This is a genomic window from Nakamurella leprariae (assembly GCF_016918035.1).
In the GTDB taxonomy this organism is placed as follows: domain Bacteria; phylum Actinomycetota; class Actinomycetes; order Mycobacteriales; family Nakamurellaceae; genus Nakamurella; species Nakamurella leprariae.
The window spans coordinates 14733-30183 of the sequence record NZ_JAERWK010000017.1; the positions used below are offsets into that span (position 1 = coordinate 14733).

Annotated in this window: 18 protein-coding genes and 2 tRNA genes; 13 read left to right on the forward strand and 7 right to left on the reverse strand. The window is 70.2% G+C overall.

Annotation, left to right across the window (positions count from 1 at the left end):
- Nucleotides 1-33: 33 nt before the first annotated feature.
- The 3 genes from JL106_RS13745 to JL106_RS13755 form a co-directional block, all read right to left on the reverse strand.
- Nucleotides 34-1275 (reverse strand): LLM class flavin-dependent oxidoreductase, encoded by a 1242-nt coding sequence (locus JL106_RS13745; protein WP_205261305.1) that lies wholly within the window; start codon nucleotides 1273-1275, stop codon nucleotides 34-36.
- Between the two features lie 46 nt (nucleotides 1276-1321).
- Nucleotides 1322-2134, reverse strand: a complete 813-nt coding sequence (locus tag JL106_RS13750; RefSeq protein ID WP_205261306.1) for an SDR family NAD(P)-dependent oxidoreductase — start codon at nucleotides 2132-2134, stop codon at nucleotides 1322-1324.
- A gap of 67 nt (nucleotides 2135-2201) precedes the next feature.
- Nucleotides 2202-3002 (reverse strand): SDR family NAD(P)-dependent oxidoreductase, encoded by an 801-nt coding sequence (locus JL106_RS13755; RefSeq protein WP_205261307.1) that lies wholly within the window; start codon nucleotides 3000-3002, stop codon nucleotides 2202-2204.
- A 202-nt stretch (nucleotides 3003-3204) separates the two neighbouring features.
- On the opposite strand from JL106_RS13755, the gene JL106_RS13760 reads away from it, so the two are divergent.
- From JL106_RS13760 to JL106_RS13770, 3 genes are all read left to right on the forward strand, one after another.
- Nucleotides 3205-3507, forward strand: coding sequence for an EthD family reductase (locus tag JL106_RS13760; RefSeq protein ID WP_205261308.1), 303 nt, complete (start codon nucleotides 3205-3207; stop codon nucleotides 3505-3507).
- 40 nt (nucleotides 3508-3547) lie between these two features.
- Complete coding sequence (locus tag JL106_RS13765; RefSeq protein WP_205261309.1) at nucleotides 3548-3859, forward strand: hypothetical protein; 312 nt, start codon at nucleotides 3548-3550, stop codon at nucleotides 3857-3859.
- Nucleotides 3860-3978: 119 nt separating this feature from the next.
- Nucleotides 3979-5229: an LLM class flavin-dependent oxidoreductase gene (locus JL106_RS13770; protein WP_205261310.1), complete on the forward strand. Its 1251-nt coding sequence runs from the start codon at nucleotides 3979-3981 to the stop codon at nucleotides 5227-5229.
- A gap of 215 nt (nucleotides 5230-5444) precedes the next feature.
- Here the strand turns inward: JL106_RS13770 and JL106_RS22120 are convergent, their stop codons facing one another.
- Nucleotides 5445-6209, reverse strand: coding sequence for an SDR family NAD(P)-dependent oxidoreductase (locus JL106_RS22120; RefSeq protein ID WP_205261311.1), 765 nt, complete (start codon nucleotides 6207-6209; stop codon nucleotides 5445-5447).
- Nucleotides 6210-6531: 322 nt separating this feature from the next.
- On the opposite strand from JL106_RS22120, the gene JL106_RS22125 reads away from it, so the two are divergent.
- The gene (locus JL106_RS22125; protein WP_205261312.1) at nucleotides 6532-6897 is read left to right on the forward strand and encodes a hypothetical protein; all 366 of its coding nucleotides are present in this window, start codon (nucleotides 6532-6534) and stop codon (nucleotides 6895-6897) included.
- A 17-nt stretch (nucleotides 6898-6914) separates the two neighbouring features.
- On the opposite strand, the gene JL106_RS13785 is transcribed toward JL106_RS22125, so the two are convergent.
- Nucleotides 6915-7175, reverse strand: a complete 261-nt coding sequence (locus JL106_RS13785) for a LapA family protein (protein ID WP_205261313.1) — start codon at nucleotides 7173-7175, stop codon at nucleotides 6915-6917.
- A gap of 184 nt (nucleotides 7176-7359) precedes the next feature.
- On the opposite strand from JL106_RS13785, the gene JL106_RS13790 reads away from it, so the two are divergent.
- From JL106_RS13790 to JL106_RS13820, 7 genes are all read left to right on the forward strand, one after another.
- Nucleotides 7360-7433, forward strand: a tRNA-Ile gene (locus JL106_RS13790).
- 75 nt (nucleotides 7434-7508) lie between these two features.
- A complete protein-coding gene (locus JL106_RS13795) occupies nucleotides 7509-7820 on the forward strand; it encodes a DLW-39 family protein (protein WP_205261314.1) in 312 nt (103 codons plus the stop codon).
- 38 nt (nucleotides 7821-7858) lie between these two features.
- Nucleotides 7859-7934, forward strand: a tRNA-Ala gene (locus JL106_RS13800).
- A 207-nt stretch (nucleotides 7935-8141) separates the two neighbouring features.
- A complete protein-coding gene (locus JL106_RS13805; RefSeq protein ID WP_205261315.1) occupies nucleotides 8142-8882 on the forward strand; it encodes a siderophore-interacting protein in 741 nt (246 codons plus the stop codon).
- Between the two features lie 105 nt (nucleotides 8883-8987).
- Nucleotides 8988-9389 (forward strand): hypothetical protein, encoded by a 402-nt coding sequence (locus JL106_RS13810; RefSeq protein ID WP_205261316.1) that lies wholly within the window; start codon nucleotides 8988-8990, stop codon nucleotides 9387-9389.
- Complete coding sequence (locus tag JL106_RS13815) at nucleotides 9389-10684, forward strand: glutathionylspermidine synthase family protein (protein ID WP_205261317.1); 1296 nt, start codon at nucleotides 9389-9391, stop codon at nucleotides 10682-10684. The genes JL106_RS13810 and JL106_RS13815 overlap by 1 nt, the downstream gene beginning before the upstream one ends.
- Nucleotides 10685-10734: 50 nt before the next feature.
- Nucleotides 10735-11607, forward strand: coding sequence for a DUF350 domain-containing protein (locus JL106_RS13820; RefSeq protein ID WP_456238373.1), 873 nt, complete (start codon nucleotides 10735-10737; stop codon nucleotides 11605-11607).
- 498 nt (nucleotides 11608-12105) lie between these two features.
- Here the strand turns inward: JL106_RS13820 and JL106_RS13825 are convergent, their stop codons facing one another.
- On the reverse strand, nucleotides 12106-12495 hold the full coding sequence (locus JL106_RS13825; protein ID WP_205261319.1) for a ChaB family protein: 390 nt from the start codon (nucleotides 12493-12495) through the stop codon (nucleotides 12106-12108).
- 125 nt (nucleotides 12496-12620) lie between these two features.
- Here JL106_RS13825 and JL106_RS13830 point away from each other — a divergent pair, with 125 nt between their 5' ends.
- Together JL106_RS13830 and JL106_RS13835 are read left to right on the forward strand one after the other, a co-directional pair.
- Nucleotides 12621-13505 carry a hypothetical protein gene (locus JL106_RS13830; protein WP_205261320.1) on the forward strand — a complete coding sequence of 295 codons (885 nt, stop codon included), beginning with the start codon at nucleotides 12621-12623 and terminating at the stop codon, nucleotides 13503-13505.
- Between the two features lie 15 nt (nucleotides 13506-13520).
- A complete protein-coding gene (locus tag JL106_RS13835) occupies nucleotides 13521-14408 on the forward strand; it encodes a pentapeptide repeat-containing protein (RefSeq protein ID WP_328842374.1) in 888 nt (295 codons plus the stop codon).
- 10 nt (nucleotides 14409-14418) lie between these two features.
- On the opposite strand, the gene JL106_RS13840 is transcribed toward JL106_RS13835, so the two are convergent.
- Nucleotides 14419-15447 (reverse strand): LLM class flavin-dependent oxidoreductase, encoded by a 1029-nt coding sequence (locus tag JL106_RS13840; protein WP_205261321.1) that lies wholly within the window; start codon nucleotides 15445-15447, stop codon nucleotides 14419-14421.
- Nucleotides 15448-15451: the final 4 nt, after the last annotated feature.

Genomic DNA, 15451 nt, shown 5'->3' on the forward strand with positions numbered 1-15451 from the left:
GGTGGCCGGGGGAGCGGGCGGACCCGCCAGGGTTCAGGCGGATGTCGGGGACAGATCGGCCCTCGGTGCGTGGGCGGCGACCCGCTGCTGGCTGACCTGCGGCGTCCACCGGTCCTCGTACTCCGACCAGACGTCCCGGAGATGGGGGGCGACCTGGGTGCCGAACAGGTGGTTGTTCTCGGCGGCGACCTCCTCGGGGAGGTTGCCGATGTGCATGCAGGTGATGAGCTGGCCCACCCGCAGTTCGACGGCGAGATCGCGGACCCGCTGCCGCACCTTCTCCGGCGTACCGGCGATGATGAAGCCGAGATCGTCGTAGTCCCAGAAACTCAGCTCGCCCCGGGCGAGCTTGGCACGGACCTCCGGGCTGACACCCTTGGCGCGCCGGAGCTGCTCGCGCTGGGTGGCGATGCTGGTGTACCCCGGCGGTGTGCCGAAGTGCGGCTGGCCCTTCTGCATCGTGAAGAAGTAGTTGACCGCCTCGGCGTACTTGGCCTCGGCCTCCGCGTCGCTGTCCGCCACGCAGATCAGCTGGGTGAAGGCCATCCGGTTCGGATTGGCCTCGGCGCCGAGCTCGTCGACCCGGTCCCAGAAACCCTTGACGATCGGACGGGCGTTGTCGAGCCCCAGGAAGGACAGGTAGCCGTAGCAGTAGTCCTCCTGCAGCACCAGGTCCCAGGTCTCGACGCTGCCGGTGCCCGGCACCCAGATCGGCGGCCGGCCCTGGATCGGACGCGGCACCGCGTTCACGTAGCGGAGCTTGTTGTACTTGCCGTTGAACGCGAACGGCTCCGGCTCCGTCCACGCCCGGGTGATGAGCTGGCGGGCCTCGTGGAACCGGTCGCGGATCTCGGCCGGCGGGATCCCGTAGGCGAATGCGGTGTCCGGCGGCGTCCCGAAGACGAAGCCGGCGATGACCCGGCCCTCGGACACGCAGTCGATGTAGGCCATCTCTTCGGCCACCCGGATCGGTGGGTTGTAGAGGGCCAGCGAGTCGCCGATGATCAGGATCGCGGCGTTCTGCGTGGTGTCCGCCAGCGTGGCCGCCAGCAGGTTCGGTGACGGGGTCATGGCGAACGCCGTCTGGTGGTGCTCGTTGACGGCCAGGCCGTCCCACCCGAGGGCGTCCGCCTGCTGCATGAGCCGGGTGAACATCTTGTAGTGCTGTCCGACCGTGTACGGATCCAGGACGTCCCGGGGGATGTCCACGCTGACCGATGACACATCCTTCGGCAGATCGCCGTAGGTGGCCTCGGCGAACCAGTGGAACTTCATCGTTGAATGCTCCAGTTCTCGCGCGTCGGGACGGTGGACGGGACGATCAGAAGTCGGGGCCGAGGCCACTGATCGGCGGCATGCCGGAGTGGGCGTGCAGACCACCGTCGACGGTGACGTAGGTCCCGGTCATGAAGCCGGCGTCGTCCGAAGCCAGGAAGGCCACGGTCGCGGCGATCTCCTCGGGCTTGCCGTAGCGACCCATGGGGATGGCGTTCTTGATGCTGTCGTAGATCTCCGGCGCGCCGTCCTTGAGGGCGGACTCGATCGGCGGCGTGCCGATCGGGCCGGGGCAGACCGCGTTGACGCGGACCCCCTTGCGGGCGTACTCGATCCCGGCCGCCTTGGTCATGCCCAGGATGCCCGCCTTGAGCATGTTGTAGACACCCAGGCCGTAGTCGCCGGCCAGGCCGGACACCGACGAGGTGCTGACGATGGCGCCCTTGCCCTGCGCGACCATCGGCACGAGGGCCAGTTTGACCGCGTACCAGTACGCGACCAGGCTGATGTCCAGGGACCGCCGCACGCCTTCCAGCGTCACGTCGCCCATCCGGCCGCTCTCGAACCAGACGTGGTTGTTGTGCAGGATGTCGAGCCGGCCGTGCTTGTCCAGCACGTTCTGCACGGCCGCTTCGATCGCCTCGGGGGTGCCGGCGTCGGCCTGCTGGTAGTCGACCTCCGCGCCGGTCTCCTTGATGGACTCGGCGACGCCCTTGACGGCGTCCTCGCGCAGGTCCAGCAGCAGCAGCTTGGCGCCCTCGGCGGCCAGCCGGCGGGCGGAGGCCTCGCCGATGCCGGAGCCGGCGCCGGTGACGATCGCGATGCGGTCCTGGAGGCGGTTCTGAAGGTTCAGCGCCATTGCTTCTCCTCGTGCCAGTGGGTCAGTGAGTGGATCGGGGTGTTGCCGGTGGTGGGACGGGACGAGATCAGGCGGAGACGCCGTGCTCGGCCGGGAGCTCGACCTTGGGAGCGGCGACACCGGCGGTGCTGCCGCCGTCCACGGTGATCACCTGGCCGTTGATGTACTCGCCCTCCTTGGAGGACAGGAACGCGACCACGTTGCCCATGTCCTTGCCAACTCCGCCGCGGATCCATGGAAGGGTGGAGAGCACGCCCTCCTCGACGCCAGGGACGTTGGCCAGGACCTGTTCGGTGAGGACCGCGCCTGGGGCGATGCAGTTGGTGCGGACGTTGTTGCGGCCGTACTGGACGGCCATGTACTTGGTCAGGGCGGCCACGCCGGCCTTGGAGATGCCGTAGGCGATCAGCGTCGGCGACCCGGAGAACGCCGCGATCGAGGCCATGTTCACGATGGACCCACCCCCGCGCCGGATCATGTGCGGCACAGCCAATTTCGACAGCACGAAGGTGCTGCGCAGGTTGACCGCCATGGTGCGGTCGTACCAGTCGATCTCGGTGTCCAGCAGTGTGGTGTCGCGGCTCCAGGCCGCAGCCGTGATGGCGGCGTTGTTGTGCAGGATGTCGAGGCCGCCGTGCTGCTCGACGACGGCGTCGACCAGGCTCGTGATGGAGTCGACGTCCGAGGCGTCGTACGCCACGGCCGAGACGTTCGATCCGAGTCGTTCGGCGGTGGCCTGGGCCGCCTCCGCCTGGATGTCCCCGATGACCACCTTGGCGCCGTACCCGGCGAGCACTTCGGCGGTGGCGGCGCCGATGCCGCCTGCCGCACCCGTGACCAGGGCCACCTTCCCGGACAGATCCGTCATGCAACTCCTCCTTTGGAGTTCGCGGCACCCCGGAGCTCCGGTGGACCCCGATCCTGCTGTCTGGCAGCATTTCTGGGGATTCCATCGGGCGTCGGGTGGTGTACGGTGAGGAGACTAACGAGTAGTCGTTCGGTGGGCAACCGCCGGAGGTCACCCCCGGCGCCTCACCGGTCGTCCTGTCCAATGGTGGAGAAGGAGTGACATGATCAAGCTGACGGTGCTCTACCAGGAGCCGGCCGATCCTGAGGCGTTCCGGGAGCACTACCTGAACGTGCATTCGCCGCTCGTGCGGGCACTGCCGGGTCTCGACAAGTTCGAGGTCGCTTTCGCCGCCCCGGGTCCGGACGGTTCGAAGCCGCCGTTCCACCTGGTGTCGGAGCTGTGGTTCCCGGACGCCGCCACCTTCGGTGCGGCCATGCAGACGCCCGAGGGTGCCGCCCTCGCCGCCGACACCCCGAACGTGGCCAGCACGCCGTCGACCTCGGTGATCACCGAGATCGTCTGATCCGACCCCGTCCGTTCCGGTTCACCCGAGGAGACCATCGGTGCAGATCCACGTCGACCCGTCCGCGTCGGACGACGCCGTCAGACTGGTCGGACCGGACGACTTCAAGTCCTTCGCAGTGATCAGCCCGGGCGGCCTCGACGCCGCCAGGGCTCCGCTGCAGGCGGCGGGCGTCGCCGTCGAGGACGAGCACGCCTGGATCCCGGTCGATCTGCTCCGCCGGCTCGCCGGCCCCGCAGCGGACGCCGACTGGGAGACCGGCCTGGCGGGCATGCTGAAGTACGCCCAGTCCAAGGGCTGGTACCGGGACTCCGACAGCAGCATCCGCGCTCACGTCGAGTCGGCCGGCTGACCGGACGTTCCACCGGCTCGGTCCGCCCCGACCCCGTCTCGCGGCGAGACCGGACCCACCGCTGTTGCACCTGCATCCCCGGCCCACGCGGGCTGGCATCTCGCAGAAAGGCTGGACCGATGAAGTTCCACTGGTTCGCGCAGTACTACTACACCAAGCTCGCCGAGAACTACGGCGACACCGTCCACAGCTCCTGGGTGGACGCCCCGATCTCCGCTGCCGATCCGGAGCAGATCGGTGAGGACTACCGGATGTACCTCCGGCTCATGCAGCGTGCCGACAGGGAGGGCTGGGACTCGTTGCTGCTGAACGAGCACCACCAGACCTCCCTGGCCATGACGCCGTCGCCGAACCTGTTCGCCTCGGTGCTGGCCGCGACCACGGAGAACGCCGCCATCACCCTGTGCGGCAACTCGCTGGCCCTGTACAACCCGCCGGTCCGCGTGGCCGAGGAGATGGCCACCCTGGACACCCTGTCCGGCGGCCGCCTCATCGCCGGCATCGTGTTCGGCACCCCGATGGACACCGCCTTCTGCTACGGCGTGCCGCCGATCGAGGCCCGTGAGCGTTTCCACGAGGCCCGCGAGCTGGTCACCCGGGCGTGGAAGGAGCCGGAGCCGTTCGCCTTCAACGGCACCTACAACAAGCTCCGCTACGTCAACATCTGGCCGCGGCCGATCCAGAAGAACATCCCGATCTGGATCCCGGGCTCCGGCTCGGTCGAGACCTGGGACGTCGTCAACGACAACGACTACTGCTACGGCTACCTGTCCTTCTCGGGCAAGCAGAGCGCCCAGCCGATCGTGAACGGTTTCTGGGAGTACACGGAGTCCACCGGGGCGAACATGAACCCGAACCGGATGGCCTTCACCCAGGTGATCTGCACCGCCGACTCGGACAAGGAGGCGGAGGAGAAGTACTACGACGCCATCCGGTACTTCTACCGTCAGAACCCGGTCGCCCCTGAGTTCGGTGGCCCTCCCGGATACAACTCGCTGCCGTCGATGCGCGCCATGCTCGGTCGTGAGAAGACCATCTCAGCCGAGCAGCGGGCCAAGGCGGCCAAGGGCGAGCTGTCCTTCTGGGAGTACGACGAGCTGGGCTACATCATCGCCGGCACCCCGGAGCGGGTCGAGCAGCGCGTGCGCGAGCTGTCCGAGGAGCTGCGCATCGGCCAGCTGATCACCTGCATGCACATGGGCAACCTGGACGAGGAGACGGCGTCGATGAACGTCGACCTCTTCGGCCGTCACGTGATCCCCAAGCTCCGCGACGTGCACTCGGAGTACGAGGACCACTGGACTCCGCAGGAGAGCCAGCGTCGGGTGGCCGCGGCCGCTGCCGCCAAGCTGTCCGCCGCGACCGTCTGACGGTTCCGGTCCGACTGTTCGACGAGGGCGTTCCCGCCACGGCGGGAGCGCCCTCGTGGCGTTCCGGGGCGTCCGCTCGTCTCCCGGCGGCACTGCGCCGGCGCGACCCCGCGTGCGGCCTGGTGCGGGCTTGCATCCGGCCCGGCACCGGAGTGGTCTGGTGCCGGGCCTGAACTCGGGACAGACCGCCGGTCAGGCGGTCCGGGTGGGCCTGTTCACTGAGCAGCCCAACCTCCGTCGATGGTGATGATCGATCCGATGAGGTATCGCGCGGCGTCCGAGAGCAGGTACTGCACAGCGCCTTCCAGATCTGCCGGGGTGGCGAAGGCGCCGAGCGGGATCTGGTTGAGCAGCCGGTCGCGGGACTTCTCGTGACCGCGCATACCCGCGGTCATCGAGGTCTCGACGTACCCCGGAGCGACGGCGTTCACCCGGACCCCCTGGGGCGCCCACTCGACCGCCAGGGTGCGGGTCAGCATGTCGATGCCGCCCTTCGAGGCGGCGTACGCGGCCAGGCGCGGCGCGGCGACCGCGCCGTGGATGGACGAGACGTTGACGATGCTCCCGCTGCCGGCCTCGAGCATGACGCGACCGGCGGCGGTGGCGGCGATGAACGCGCCGGTCAGGTTGATGTCGATGATGTTGGTCCAGTCGGCGAGGCTCAGTTGTTCGCTGCGGACCAGCACCGGGCTGATGCCGGCGTTGTTGACCAGACCGTCCAGTCGACCGAACCGCGCGACGGCGGCCTGCACGCAGGCCTCGGCGACCTCCGGGTCGGTGACGGAGCCGACGACGATCTCGGCCCGCCCACCCTCGTGCTCGATGTCCTTCTTGATCGTGTGCAGAGCGTCGCCGGAGCGGGCCTGCAGCACGAGGCGGGCGCCGTTGGCGGCCAAGCCGCGGGCGATGCCCTCGCCGATGCCACGACTGGCTCCGGTGATCCAGACGACCTTGTCGGTGACGTCGAACGGTGTGCTCACGAACTCCTCCGGTCCCTGCGGCCGACCACGGGGGTCGGGACCGAGAGGTCCGGGCCCGCATTGGCCGAGGATCTGATGCACAGCGATCGGGACGAGTCGGCGCGTCCCCGAGTGGCACGCATCACGGTGTGACGCGTGCCAAGAGGATAGGCATCCGGGCTCCGGCCGGGCAAGCCGTCCGGCCGGTCGGTTGGGAACGGTGCCGGGCACTGTGAACTGCGTCGACGAGCACTGTCGTCCGGCCCGACCTACCCTGGCGGCGGGATTCGCGTGTGTCCCCGTCAGCGTCGACGGGACCGGACGACAGGACGTGGACCATGGGGTGTCGATCGCATCGGCGCGCACCGGCGAGGACCGGTGCGGCGTGCTGCGGCGCACGGCGGCAGCACGCGAGCCGGGGCGGTGGCCGGTCGTGATGGCCGGATTCCTGGCCGTGGTGGTCGGAGCGGTGATGGTCGCCTGTGCTCCGTACGCGCGACAGGACTCGGCCCGTCGGGTGCCCGGTAGCCGCGCCGCGGACCGCTGGCTGTGGTTGCTGTCGACCGTCGGAGCGGCCTCGGGCCTGGCCGGATCGGCCGTGCTGCACCGCGGGATCGGCTGGTGGGCGCTGGTGCTGTGGATCGGCATCCTGGTCTTCGCCCAGGCCGTGGTGGCGATGTACCGGTGGTCCGAACAGGCGCCGCGGTGACGTCGAGGCCGCGGGTGTCACGGTGACTTGACTGCGCGGCGGCGCTTGAACGAGACGGCACCGGCGAGCAGTCCGGCCACGAACACGACGGTCAGGATCAGCCACAGCGGGGTGGTCAGAGTCATCCAGAACAGGTCGACCGACACCCGGTTGCGGTTCTGGGTGATGAAGACGATGGCCAGCACGATCAACACGATGGTCAGCCATCGGCGCTTGAAGAACCGTCCGGCCGGACTTCCGGTCCGCGGGCTGCTGGGGGGCGTCGACGGTGCGGTCATGGTTCCTCCCGAGATCGAACGGCCGGCGTCGCCCAGTGTGTCCAACGGTCCCCCGGGTGGCCAGTGTTGGTCGCCTGCCCCCGTCAGCTGACGGCGATTTTGGGCGGGCTGTCGAGTGCGCTAGTGTCGGTGACCGCGGCGCGCGGGGGTCGGGATCGGATCCGAGCGCCGTGAGTGTTGTCGAGGGCCTGTAGCTCAGGCGGTTAGAGCGCTTCCCTGATAAGGAAGAGGTCGGAGGTTCAAGTCCTCCCAGGCCCACTGCGGAAGCCCTCCGGCGACGAGCCGTAGTGTGGTCGAACCGGAGCGGAACGGCACACCACGGGAGGCTGACCCATGAAGAAGGCGCTGTTCTTGATCGCGCTCGGCGCGGGCGCAGTGTTGTTCGCCCAGAAGCGCAAGCGCGAGGCGGAAGCAGAGGCCGCCCTGTGGGCCGAGGCCACCGCCGCCACGCCGTCGCCGGCTCCCGGCCCGGTGCCGAGCCCCGGCGACACCAGCGCCAAGCCCGCTCCGGTGACCGTCGCGTCGACGCCCGCGGCCAGTGCTCCGGCGAGCGAGTCGGCCACCACGGCTCCGGCCACGCCGTCTCCCGCCCCGCCGACGGGCCAGGCCGGCGCCGGGACCCCGATCCCCGGCAGCACTTCCTGAGTGTAGCGACGCTCTGTCGCCGGCTCGCCGGCGGCTCCGGGGACGTAGCTCAATTGGCAGAGCACCGCCTTTGCAAGGCGGGGGTTGGGAGTTCGATTCTCCTCGTCTCCACCACGACCTGATCGTTCGCCGGCGTCGGTGGTCCCGTCCAGTTCTGCGATGAGACCGCCTGTTCCGCCGCAGATCTCGCGCCTCCCCGCGCCCCCGTCTTTGACCGGCCAGGAGTGCGAGTCCAGCCTCCACGGCGCGCATCATCGCGCTACCCACCCTGGTCGGCTGCATCGAGTAAGGCCAGGCTATCCTCACTGGTGGAGGTGCGGCATGGTCAACTGGCAGCGCGGTGTCATGCGGGTGATGCGGATCGCCAACCACCCGGTCCGGGTGGTGGCGGTGCACGACTTCACGCCCTGGTACCGGCGGATCACCTTCAGCGCCCCGGCCTTCGTCCGGCAACTCGAGGCGTTCCCGACCGCCTGGTTGCGGTTGTGGGTGCCGCATCCGTCCCGCGGGGACGGCCACCTCAGCCAACGCGGCTACACCCTGGTCGACGTGTGTCCGGACGCCGGGACCTTCGGGCTCGATTTCGTGCTGCACGAGGTCGAGGGACCGGCCGGCGACTGGGCCCGGACGGCGGCGGTGGGTGACGAGCGGGAGGTGTCGATCACCCCGTCCCGGCCCGGGATCCCGGACGGTACCGAGCGGGTCGTGCTGGCCGGCGACGTCACCGCCCTGCCGGCGATCAACAGCTGGGTGCAGGCGCTGCCGGCGGACGTCCAGGTGTCCGTGTCGATCGAGGACGGCCATGCCGACGTCGTGGACCTGCCGCGGGCCGGACGTGATCGTCTGCAATGGCACTGGATCACGCCGGAGGGTGACCGGGGCGGGGCGCTGGCCGCTCACCTGGCGACCGCCGAACGGGCCGGTCCCGGCGTCTACGCCTGGGCGGCGGGGGAGAAGTCGCTGGTCAAGGCGGTCCGGCCGGTGTTGCGGGAGACGCTCGCCCTCGACCGCGCCCACCAGTTCACCCAGTTCTACTGGATCCACGGCCGGGCGACGGGCTGATCACCGGGCGCGGACGGCCACGGGAGGCCGGCGAGGGTGTCCTAGGGTTGGTCCGCGGTCCGCAGGGGTACCGAGGGCCGACTCGATGGGAAGGGCGGACCTGCGATGCCTCTCGAACGCCGGCCGTTGCGGCTCCGGCTGGTGACGCTGGCTGCCGCGGGCGCGCTGGTGGTGCCGTCGGTGGCTGCCTGCAGCAGCGACGAAGCCGACCAGACCGCCTACTGCGTCGATCAGGACAACCAGGTGGTCGACGACTCGAACTGCGACGAGAGTCGTGGCTACGGCGGCGGTCTCTTCTTCCTGATGATGGCGGCCGGCGGATTCGGGCGGGGTTCGGTCATCCCGTCGAGCGCCATGTACTCCAGTCGGATCAACCCGGCCGACAGCGCGGCCCGGGCCGGCGCCGGCCTGCCGGCCACCGGTCGGGCGGCCGGCACCACGATCAAGTCGGGCGGCATCGGCAAGGGCGGCGGCGGCAGTTCGGGCGACACCGGATCCGGCAGCTGATGCGGCGTCACCAGGACGGCGTGCTGCGCCCCGGCTGGCAGGCGCAGATCGTCGCGGAGGGCCTCGTCTACCACGAGAGCGCCGACGGCCGGGACCCCCGCTCCTACTGGACCGAGGCCGAGTACTACTCCTTCACCGCCGCGGAGGTCGAGCGGCTCGCATCGGTCGCCGACACCCTGTTCGACCGGATGCTGGTCGAAGCCGGTGATCATGTCATCGCCAACAAGCTCTACGACCGGCTGTCGATCCCGCAGGTCGCCGTGCCGGCCATCGAACGGTCCTGGCACGAGGACGCGCCGAGCGTCTACGGCCGCTTCGACCTCCGGTACGGAAACGACCCGGATCTGGTCGACCGGGACCCGTCGCTGGCCACGCCGAAGCTGCTGGAGTTCAACGCGGACACCCCGACCAGCCTGCTGGAGTCGGCGGTCATCCAGTGGAACTGGTTGCTGGGCAACGATGCGGTGCAGCACCGCGACCAGTGGAACAACATCTACGACGCGCTGACCGCGGCGTGGACGCGCAACCTCGCGATGCTGCGCAACCGCACTGGCCGGCAGGTTCCGCGGGTGCACTTCACCTGGACCTCGTTGGAACAGTCCGGCGAGGACAAGTTCACCGTGCTGTGCCTGGCCGATGCGGCCCGGGCGGCGGGCGTCGAGACCAAGTTCCTGCACACCGAGGACATCCGCCTGGTCGAGGAGCACGAGCAGGTCCCGCTGAACGGCGTCGCGGTGCACCCGGGTCGGCTGCTCGACCAGGACGGTGAGGACATCGACGTCATCTTCAAGCTGTACCCGTGGGAGGATCTGGCCCGCGACCGCTTCGGCCCCTCGGTGCTGTGGAACACCCTGCAGCCGGGCGGCACCGTGTGGGTGGAGCCGCCGTACAAGATGCTGTGGAGCAACAAGGGCATCCTGGCCGTGCTGTGGGAGCTGTTCGGCGGCGACGCCGAACTGTCCCAGTACCTGCTGCCGACGTACTTCCTCGGCGAGGAACCGGCCGGTCTCACCGATTTCGCGCAGAAGCCGCTGTTCGGCCGGGAGGGCGCCAGCGTCCGGCTGGTGCAGGACGGCCGGGTCCTGGCGGTGAACGGCGGGCCCTACGGCAGTGAGGGCAGCGTCCGCCAGCAGCTGGCCCCGTTGCCCGACTTCCACGGCGTGGACGGGCCGCACCACCCGGTGGTGGGGGTGTGGATGGTCGACGGCGAGGCGGCCGGACTCGGCATTCGCGAGAGCGCCACGCTGATCACCGACAACCGCAGCTCGTTCGTGCCGCACTGCATCATCGACTGACCCAGCCGACTGACCCAGCCGACCCCAAGGACAGGACCTCGTTGACCGACATGATCACCGATCAGCCGTACGTGCTGCCGGACTGGGAGTCGTGGGGCCTCGCCGGACTCAAGATCCTGCTCTTCGTCGGCCTGCTGGCCGCGCTGTGGGAGTTGATCAACGCGTTGACGCACGTCGACGACGAGCAGGAGCTGTTCACCCGGCGGAACGTGCCGTACGCCGTCGTCCGCATCGCGCTGGTAGCGGCGCAGGCCATCGCGATGGTGCCGCTGCTCGGGTACACCACCGGCGCGTTCTGGAGCGAGCTCGGCACGTTGGCCGGGTGGGGTGTCGGCATCCTCGTGGTGCTGCTCGCGCTCGGGGCCGTGGGCAACCGGGTGCTCGGGGTAGGACCTGCGCCGAGCGCGTCGGCCGGGTCGGCCGCGTTGCCGGCGGCGGTCGTGCAGGGCGGCTTCCTGGTCGCGGCCGGACTGGTGTTCCACGCCGCGCTGAGCGGGACGGCGCCGTCCATCGGGACCGCGATCGCCTCGAGCCTGGTGTTCGCCGCGCTCGGCCTGGTCGCGCTGCTGCTCGCGCACGTGGTGATGATGACGATCGGCCCGTTCGGCCGGCACGTGCGGCCGCAGGGCAGCAACCTGGCCACCGCGGTGATGACCGCAGGGGTGTTGATCGGCCTGGGCCTGGTGCTGCGGACCGCCATCTCCGGCGACTTCATGGGGTGGGGCGCCGGCCTGGCCGGCTTCGCCGTCACCGCCGTGGCCGGCCTGATCGGCCTGCTGGTGCTGGTCTGGCTGATCGACCTGCTGATCATCCGCAGCCGGCACATGCGCGACATCGTCGGCCGGGACGAGGTGCTCCCCGCGGTGGTGATGGCGACCATGGTGGTCGCAGTGAGTCTCGGGGTCAGCGCCGTCCAGTTCTGATCGACGGACAGTGCGCGCACCGGCGAAACTCGACGGCGACGACTCACAGTCCCCAGACGGGAGCCACCTCCCGCAGGAAGATCTCCGCGCCCGTCGGGCCGATGCCCTCGAACTCCTGGCCCTTCCAGGACACCTGCCGCCGCGACGCAGTCCCCCGTCGGTGTCCTTGATCCGCCCGATGCTGCCGTCGTACCGCTCGAGGACGTCCCGGCCCAGCTGGATCAGCTCACGGGCGGTCGAGTCGTCGAAGCGGCGGTAGCCGCCCGCGGCGAGCAGCCGCACCACGTGCTGCCAGTTCGCGTCGGCCAGCGTGCGCGGGGCGAGCAACCCGTCGTCGTCGAGCTGCCGCCAGGCGCCGGCCGCGAGGTCCTGGTTGATCCGCGCGCTGAACAGCAGGCAGACGACCAGCCATCGGAACACCGGCCCGTCGGCACCGTCGGCCAGGTCGATGCCGAGGTCGTCGGTCCGGGGCGGTCATTCGTGCCCGTCACGGACGGGTCAGCCCTGCTTGCGCTGCAGCGCCTTGCCCAGCTCGTGCTTGTTCATCGACGAGTAGCCCTTCACGCCGGCCTTCTTGGCCCGCTCGACGAGCTCGTCGCGGGTGTTGCCCTCCACGTCGATGCCGCCGTAGGTCTCGCCCTCGCCCTTGATCTTCTTGTGCTGCGGCTGCTTCGAGCGGGAGTCGGACGGACCCGTCTCGTCCTTGAGCTCCCAGTGGTCGCCGACCTTCTCGGCGATGTTCTTCACCGATCCCCAGGCCACGCGATGGGCCTGTTGTTCGCTGTCGTACTGCTCGTGCGCGGAGTCGAGGGTCTCCTCGTAGGCGTGCTGCACCTTCTTTGGTGACCGCTCGAGCGTTCCCGGTAGCTCTTCCTCGTTCGCAGGCATTCCGACCTCCCCTGATCGACGGCTCGGGTTCCATGCTCGCACCAGCGGTACCCGGGCGCCGAGCCGTCAACCGATCACACTGACCGGCATGCCCCCGACCTCACCGCCGGACGCAGGCCGGCGGGGTGCCGCTGGCCGCTGCCGACGCCGGCATCTTCGCGCTGGACGAGATCGTGCTGCATGGCTGGGAGCTGGCCGTGGCCACCGGTCAGCCGGACACCGCCGACCCGGGCGCCGTCCGGGCCTGCGCGGACTTCCTGGTCGACCAGCCGCGGGCGCCGCAACTGCTCGGGCCGGTGGTCCCGGGTCCCGGCGGACGTTCCGGTGCTCGATCGGCTCAACGGCCTGGGCGGCCGGGATCCGGGCCGGCGACCGCCGCGGAGCTGACCACGCCGGGCCCTTGCTGGCCTGGAGCGGGTGCGGCCTGCGAAGGTGACCGGGTGAGCTCACAGGACCGCCGCATCTACGTCCTCGTCGACGGGGAGAACATCGACGCCACCCTCGGCGTCACCATCCTCGGTCGCCGCCCCCAGTCGGACGAGCGTCCGCGGTGGGAGCGACTGCTGCAGTGGGCCCAACAGCACTGGGGCGGTACGCCCAGCGGTCTGTTCTTCCTGAACGTGCCGAACCGGAGCATCCCGGGCCCGTTCGTGCAGGCGCTGGTCGGCGCCGGCTACACCCCGATCCCGTTGGCCGGACCGAGCACGGTCAAGGTCGTCGACGTCGCCATCCAGCGCACCTTGGACGCGCTCAACGACCGTGACGGCGACATCCTGCTGGTCAGTCACGACAAGGACTTCATCCCCAACCTGCGGCCGCTGGTCGACGGGGTGCGCCGCATCGGCCTGGCCGGGTTCACCGAGCACATGGCCGGGGCGTACTCCGAGCTCACCGAGCAGGGCATGGAGATGATCGACCTGGAGGACGACATCGCGGCGTTCAACCAGCGACTGCCGCGGATCCGGGTGATCGAGCTCGACGCCTTCGATCCGGAGACGTTCCTGCGGTAGCGCACACTGGGACCAGTGACCCGCCTGCCGCTCCCCGTCCTGACCGATCCGGCTCCTGTCGAGCCGGGTGGGGCCGACGACCGCGCGGCGCAGCTGCACGCCGACTGCGGCAACTGCGCCGGCCTGTGCTGCGTGGCCTTGGCGTTCGTCAAGATGGGCGGGTTCGCGTTCGACAAGGACGCCGGTGAGCCGTGCCGCAACCTGCAGGAGGACTTCGGCTGCGGCATCCACGCGCAACTGCGCGAGCGTGGATTCCCGGGCTGCACCGTCTTCGACTGCCAGGGCGCCGGGCAGAAGGTCACCCAGCTGACCTTCGCCGGCCGCGACTGGCGCGACGAGGACGCCGACCGGGAGTTCATGTTCGCCACGTTCCACGTGATGCGGCCGCTGCACGAGCTGCTCTGGTACGTCGTCGACGCGCTGGCCCGGCCGGCGGCGTCCGCGCTGCACACCGAGCTGGACCGGGCGTACGAGCACATCGACGCGCTCACCCGCCGCAGCGCCGAAGAGATCATGCGCAGCGACCTGACCGGAGAACGCGAGCGGGTCCGGGAGGTGCTGATCCGGGCCAGCGCGCTGGTCCGGGCGGGCGTCCGCACCGGGCGCCGGCCGACCCGCGCCGGGCGCAGGGCGCAGCCCGGGGCCGACCTGATGGGCGCCGACCTGTCCGGACAGGACCTGCGGGGGGTGGACCTGCGCGGCGCCCGGCTCATCGCCGCTGATCTGCGCGGCTGCGACCTGCGGGAGGCCGACCTGATCGGCGCCGACCTCCGCAACACCGATCTGTCCGATGCCGATCTGTCGACGGCCCTCTACCTCACCCAGATGCAGGTCAACGCGGCCCGCGGCAGCCGGGCCACCCGGTTGCCGTCGCGGCTGCGGCGGCCGTCGCACTGGTCCTGAACGCGGCGACTCAGCCGGCCGGCTGCCAGCCCAGCGTCGGTCCCAGCCGCGTGGCCAGGTCGGTGAGGATCTGCACGTGGTCGTCATGGTCGAAGCTGAAGGGCAGCGCGACCGTCACCTCGTCGGCGCCCCGGAAGCCGGCGTGGGCCCAGAGCTGGTCGGCCAGCTGCTCGGACGGCCCCAGCAGGTCCCGGGCGAACAGCATCCGGCCAGGCCCCTGCGGGGCCGCCGTCCGCGGGGTCCGCGCGTCCACGTAGGCCCGGTACCGGGCGATCTGGTCCGGTGTCGCCGAGTCGGTCGGGATGATCACCAGGCCGTGCGACACCCGCCCGGTCGGATTCGTGTCCCGGAAGGCGTCGATCTGCCGCCGCTGGATGGTGGCGAAGTCGAACGCGCCGTCGACGTCCGGCTCGCCCTCGGCCCGGACCACGCTGCTGGACAACAGGTTCAGCCCGTGCTCACCGGCCCACCGCGCCGACGTGGTGCTGGCCGCGCCGTACCACATGCGGTCGATCAGACCCGGCGAGTGCGGCTCCACCCGGTCGGAGAAGACCTCGATGCCCTCGGTGCCGCGGAAGCCCGAGACGCGCTCGCCGCGGACGAACCGCAGCAACCGCTCGACCCGCTGGTAGCCGAAGTCCTCGGCGTCGGCGGTGTCCGGGTAGAGCGCCTCGCGGACGTCGTCCCAGCGCATCGGCAGGCCGACGCTGACGCCGGGGTTGATCCGACCACCGGACAGCACGTCCACCGTGGCCAGGTCCTCGGCCAGTCGCAGCGGGTTCTCCCACCCCAGCGGGGTGACCGCGGTGCCGAGTTCGATGCGGGACGTGCGTTGGGACGCGGCCGCCATCATCGCGATCGGCGACGAGATGCCGTACTGGAGGTGCCGGTGGCGCAGCCAGGCGGAGTCGAAGCCCAGCTGCTCACCGAGTTCGATGATCGCCAGGGTGGACTCGTGCCCCGGGCTGGGATCGGCGCTGTCGAACAGCCCGATGGTCAGGAATCCGAGGCGCCGTACTGGCTGCCCGTGTTCCGGCATGGAG